Consider the following 4,445-nt stretch of genomic DNA (forward strand, 5'->3'; position numbering starts at 1 on the left):
GGTTCCCAGACGGAATCTCACGCGGAGTCGCGGAGGTCGCGGAGAACTGCGGAGGGTTTCTCCTGTTCTTCTCCGCGTCCTCCGCGCCTCCGCGTGACACTTCCCTTTAGTTCCGTCTACACGAGCGCCGGCCGGGGCGCGCCCTCCGCCTGCGCCGCGCCGCTCAGCCGTGCGATGCGGTCCGGGTCGGCGCCTTCCAGCACATCCTCCTTGGCGGCGAGCAAAATCCCCCGCAGCAGCTCGGCGTCGGTGGGGATGCCCGCCTCGTGCGCCACGGCGCGCGCCTCGGCGAGCAGCGCCTGCGGCATGCGCAGCGACAAGCGGGCGCGAGCGGGCGCCTGGGCCTGCTCTGACGACGCCAGCTCGCGAACCCGCTCGGCGAATGCCGCGTCGCTCGCCACCTCGCGAAGGTAGAAGCGCAGCAGGTCCGGGCGGAAGGCCGCGACTGCCGTGGAAAAGCGGTCGGCCAGCAGGTGGATGACGTCTTCCAGGTGATAGGGGATGCGCGCCTCCAACGCGACATCCTTCTTCCGCTCCAGCGCCTCCTTGAGCTTGGGCGCCGACTGCGCCGGGAGCGCCACCACCTGGTCGCAGACGTCGCACACCGCGGCGAGCACCCCCGGCACCTGCACGCCGCTGTCTTCCAGCGGCACCGTGCGCACCGCGAAGCGAGTGGACACCCGGCGCTTGCACTGCGGGCACATGGCCTCGGAGCGGTCGCCCTCCTTGTACAGATGCATGCTGCCCTCCCTACCTGTGTACGCTGATGAACATGGCGTCGGCGGACAGGAAGTACGCCTTGACGTACCACCGGTGCCCCTCGTGTGCCGGCTTGAAGATGTGGCAGGCCACCCGCTCGTCGAAGTGGTGCGGCGTGCACGAGTAGTCGCGCCCGGTGCACCGCATGAGCAACTGCGCCACGAACTCCGGACCCACTTCGCCCACCGCCAGCAGGTTCCTGCTTACATCGGCCCGGTGCTCGTGCTGAAAGCGCCCGGACTGCAGCGCGTCGACCAGCAGGGTGCGCACGTCCTTGAAGCCCATCTTCTCCCCGGCCCGTCCAATGTACGCCGTTCGTCGTACCCGCGCAAGGGGCTCGCGACGAACGAAAGCAAACAAAGCGAACTGGGGAGAGTGCGTCCAAAAGCGAGGAAAGATCAAGCCGGTCGAATACGCCACAGGTGGGTTCGCGGTGCGCGGCTGTGGCGGGTACGGTGGGGTGCAAAAGCAGGAGGGCGGACCGGAAACTCCGGTCCGCCCTCCTGGCCCTCGTGCGTGATCGCGACTCAGTGCGTCTCGAACACCGACACGCGCCCCTCCTTGCTGAACGCGATCACGTCGTAGGGATCGCGCGCGCCGCCGGGCATCTCCATTCCCGGTGATCCGCGCGGCATTCCGGGCACCGCAAGGCCGGCCACGCCCTGGGGCTTATCACGCAGGAGGCGCACGACGTCCGCGGCCGGCACGTGGCCCTCGATCACGAAGCCGTCGACCACCGCCGTGTGGCACGAGCCCAGGTGACCGGGAACGCCCTGCTCCCGCTTCACCGGGTCGACGTTGGCGGTGTCCACCACCTGCACGTCGAACCCGGCGGCTTTTGCATGGTCCACCCATGCGCGGCAGCACCCGCACGTCGGCGTTTTGTACACCACCATCTTCGCTCCGCCGGCGTTCACCGCGGGGGCGGGGGGCTGCGCCGCCTGCTGCGGGGCGGCGGCGGCACCGTCCGCGGGCGGAGGCGCAGATTCGCCGGCGCGCGACCCGCAGGCCGCGGCGGCGGAGAGAACGAGGAGCGCGGCGGCCCGGGCCAGCCGGCGCGGAGCGATGACGGATCTCATGGCGGAGACCTCTTCGAGGACGTGTCGGGCGAGCCCGCGGTCCGCGGGCGCACGAGCAAAGATGTCGCGCGGCGCGCGGCCGGGTCAACCCCGCGCGCGTCCGCTCCGCGTGCGGAGGACGGCTAACGGGGGCCAGGCGGTTGCAGAAAGCCCGTGCTCCTGCTATTATCTCCTGCTCCCCCGGAACCGCCCGGGGGAGATTTCGTTTTTTTCACATCCCGAACCTGCTCCGCGCGCACCGGCGCGGGGCCACATGTCCAAAGGGAAAGGTGACCTTGAGGGACTACGAGATCGTGTACATCTTCGGGCCCGAGCTCGAAGAACAGCAGGTGAACGAGAAGCTGGAACGCTTCCACGGCCTGCTGACCGGCGCCAACGGCGGCGAGATCACCGCCACCGACCACTGGGGCCGCCGCCAGCTCGCCTACGAGGTAGCGCGCCAGAACAGCGGCTACTACGTGGTGGAGCACTTCCGCGCGCCCGGCGAGGCGCTGCCGGAGTTCGAGCGCGCGCTCAAGCTGGATGAATCCGTTCTCCGCTACCTGGTGGTGGTGAACGAGGGCGACCTGCCCACCACGCCGGTGCCCCCCCGGGAGCGCCGCGATGACGAGTCCGAGGACGAGGCGGAGGGCTGATTATGCGCGGTGGACGCAAGGCGTGCCCCATGTGCGAGGGCGCCGTTCGGAATATCGACTACAAGGACGAGAGCACGCTCTCCCGCTTCATCACCGAGCGCGGCAAGATCCTGCCGCGGCGGATCAGCGGGATGTGCGCGCGGCACCAGCGGCAGGTGGGCACCGCCATCAAGCGCGGACGCTACCTGGCCCTGCTGCCGTATATCGCCGGCCACGAGGCGTAAGGAGATAAAGCCATGCAGGTGATTCTTCGGGACCGTCTCGAAAACCTGGGCGAGGTGGGCGACGTCGTAGACGTGCGCCCCGGCTACGCCCGCAACTACCTGATCCCCAAGGGGCTGGCGTACGAGGCCACCAAGGCCAACGTCCGCCGCATCGAGGCCGAGAAGGCCGCCCAGACCCGCCGCGAAGGCGAGACGCTGAACGAGGCGCGCCAGCGCGCTTCGGCCATCGAGGGCGTGTCGCTCACCTTCCACGCCCGCGCGGGCCAGGAAGGCAAGCTGTTCGGCTCCATCACGTCGGCCGACATTGCCGACAAGCTGGCCGAGCAGGGGGTTCAGATCGACCGCCGCACCATCGAGCTGGACGAGCCCATCAAGTCGCTGGGCGTCACCAGCGTCCCCGTGCGCCTGCACCCGCAGGTTCGCCCGGAGATCAAGGTGTGGGTGATCGCCGAGGACTGACCCAGTCCGCTGGCGGCCACGAGCCGGAAGCGGCCTTCGCCCTGCGCGGAGGCCGCTTTGCTTTCCCTCGGCGCCGCCGTGCACCCCGCGTCGGCACCCGACTTGCCCCGCCGGAGGGCCGTGCCCAACTTGCCCTCTGGCTTGCAGATGAATCGCAGTACGAGATCGGACCCGTTCCGGAGACCGGATGACTGACACGCCCGCCAGTTCGACGCCGCCCAGCCTGCCCCGCGAGGTGGAGCGCGCGGTGGAGCTGCTTTTCGACCGCAAGGCCCAGGACGTCGTTGCGCTGGACCTGCGCAAGCTGTCCACGGCCACCGACTTCTTTTTGATCGCCACCGGCACGTCGGATACGCACGTGGCCTCCATCGCCGACCACGTGGTGACGGAGCTGAAGACCGACGGCGTCCGCCCGCTGAACGTCGAGGGCGAGCGCGGCGGCCGCTGGGTGCTGGTGGACTACTTCGACTTCGTGGTGCACGTGTTTCACCCCGCCGCCCGCGAGTTCTACCAGCTGGAACGGCTGTGGGGCGACGCGCCCCTGCACAAGATAGAGCCCCGCGCCGCGTAGGCAGCGGCAGGGCTTTCCACGCGGAAGCGGAGCAGCAGACGAGGCGCGGAGGAACCCCGGTTCCCCGCGCCTCGCGCCGCCTTCGCCGCTGAGAAGAGAACCCTCGGGACCTTCTCCACCACACTTCCGTACGGCGGCGAGCCCCAAACGCTTGCGGCGCAACGATTCAGCCCTGTACCTTTCCGCCCGGGCAGGGTCCGCGGCCCTCCCGCGCCCCGAGGGGCGCCATCCGACCGGCTACCTCCAGGCCCATGACCGATCCGCACGCGCTCGCCGGCACTCCAGACCGGGGCCCCTCCGCGCCCACGTTCTTCGACCCGTCGTTCGAGCGGCTTCCCGCTCCCGTATCCGGCGATTCGGCCACGCCCGGGCCCGTGCTGCTGCTCTTTGACCGCGGCGCCGACCGCGACTGGGTGGCCGACGCGGCGGTGGCGCTGGCCACCGGATGGCACGCCGCCGGGCGCCGCACGGTGCTCGCCGACCTGTGCCTGGACGATCCCTTCCTGCATGAGCGGATCGGGATGCCCAACCAGGAGGGCGTCGTCGACATCTTCCTCTACGGCGCCTCCCTGGCCCGCAGCGCGCGCGCCGTCCCGGGACGCGGCTTCTACCTGATCTCCAGCGGCACCTACACGCCGGACGCGGGCGAGGTGCTGCGCAGCCCCCGCTGGGAAAAGATCGTCGCCGGGTTCCGTGACGCCAACGCGGCCCTGCTGCT

The 4,445-nt window shown here is 70.0% G+C and carries 8 protein-coding genes; 5 read left to right on the forward strand and 3 right to left on the reverse strand.

Going from position 1 to position 4,445, the window contains the following annotated elements; all coding sequences use genetic code 11:
* Window positions 1-116 precede the first annotated feature (116 nt).
* The 3 genes from VIB55_RS14255 to VIB55_RS14265 form a co-directional block, all read right to left on the reverse strand.
* Complete coding sequence (locus VIB55_RS14255) at window positions 117-740, reverse strand: hypothetical protein (protein ID WP_331877323.1); 624 nt, start codon at window positions 738-740, stop codon at window positions 117-119.
* A gap of 10 nt (window positions 741-750) precedes the next feature.
* A complete protein-coding gene (locus VIB55_RS14260; protein ID WP_331877324.1) occupies window positions 751-1,044 on the reverse strand; it encodes a hypothetical protein in 294 nt (97 codons plus the stop codon).
* A 242-nt stretch (window positions 1,045-1,286) separates the two neighbouring features.
* Window positions 1,287-1,838 carry a DUF411 domain-containing protein gene (locus VIB55_RS14265; protein WP_331877325.1) on the reverse strand — a complete coding sequence of 184 codons (552 nt, stop codon included), beginning with the start codon at window positions 1,836-1,838 and terminating at the stop codon, window positions 1,287-1,289.
* Window positions 1,839-2,113: 275 nt separating this feature from the next.
* Between VIB55_RS14265 and rpsF the strand changes: the two genes are divergently transcribed.
* The 5 genes from rpsF to VIB55_RS14290 all read left to right on the forward strand — a co-directional run.
* On the forward strand, window positions 2,114-2,473 hold the full coding sequence (gene rpsF / locus VIB55_RS14270) for a 30S ribosomal protein S6 (protein WP_331877326.1): 360 nt from the start codon (window positions 2,114-2,116) through the stop codon (window positions 2,471-2,473).
* Window positions 2,474-2,475: 2 nt separating this feature from the next.
* Window positions 2,476-2,697, forward strand: a complete 222-nt coding sequence (rpsR, locus tag VIB55_RS14275; RefSeq protein ID WP_331025296.1) for a 30S ribosomal protein S18 — start codon at window positions 2,476-2,478, stop codon at window positions 2,695-2,697.
* Window positions 2,698-2,709: 12 nt separating this feature from the next.
* Window positions 2,710-3,156: a 50S ribosomal protein L9 gene (gene rplI / locus VIB55_RS14280; RefSeq protein ID WP_331074654.1), complete on the forward strand. Its 447-nt coding sequence runs from the start codon at window positions 2,710-2,712 to the stop codon at window positions 3,154-3,156.
* Between the two features lie 187 nt (window positions 3,157-3,343).
* Window positions 3,344-3,727, forward strand: coding sequence for a ribosome silencing factor (gene rsfS / locus VIB55_RS14285; RefSeq protein WP_331877327.1), 384 nt, complete (start codon window positions 3,344-3,346; stop codon window positions 3,725-3,727).
* 251 nt (window positions 3,728-3,978) lie between these two features.
* A partial coding sequence (locus VIB55_RS14290; RefSeq protein ID WP_331877328.1) for a hypothetical protein occupies window positions 3,979-4,445 on the forward strand: 467 nt, incomplete at its 3' end.

Source organism: Longimicrobium sp. (assembly GCF_036554565.1).
In the GTDB taxonomy this organism is placed as follows: Bacteria; Gemmatimonadota; Gemmatimonadetes; order Longimicrobiales; family Longimicrobiaceae; genus Longimicrobium.

Bases quoted from the DNA above. Each gene is read 5' to 3' on its own strand.
- rplI (WP_331074654.1), top strand. From the start codon at position 2,710: ATGCAGGTGATTCTTCGGGACCGTCTCGAAAACCTGGGCGAGGTGGGC.
- VIB55_RS14260 (WP_331877324.1), bottom strand. From the start codon at position 1,044: ATGGGCTTCAAGGACGTGCGCACCCTGCTGGTCGACGCGCTGCAGTCC.
- VIB55_RS14255 (WP_331877323.1), bottom strand. From the start codon at position 740: ATGCATCTGTACAAGGAGGGCGACCGCTCCGAGGCCATGTGCCCGCAG.
- rpsR (WP_331025296.1), top strand. From the start codon at position 2,476: ATGCGCGGTGGACGCAAGGCGTGCCCCATGTGCGAGGGCGCCGTTCGG.
- VIB55_RS14265 (WP_331877325.1), bottom strand. From the start codon at position 1,838: ATGAGATCCGTCATCGCTCCGCGCCGGCTGGCCCGGGCCGCCGCGCTC.
- rsfS (WP_331877327.1), top strand. From the start codon at position 3,344: ATGACTGACACGCCCGCCAGTTCGACGCCGCCCAGCCTGCCCCGCGAG.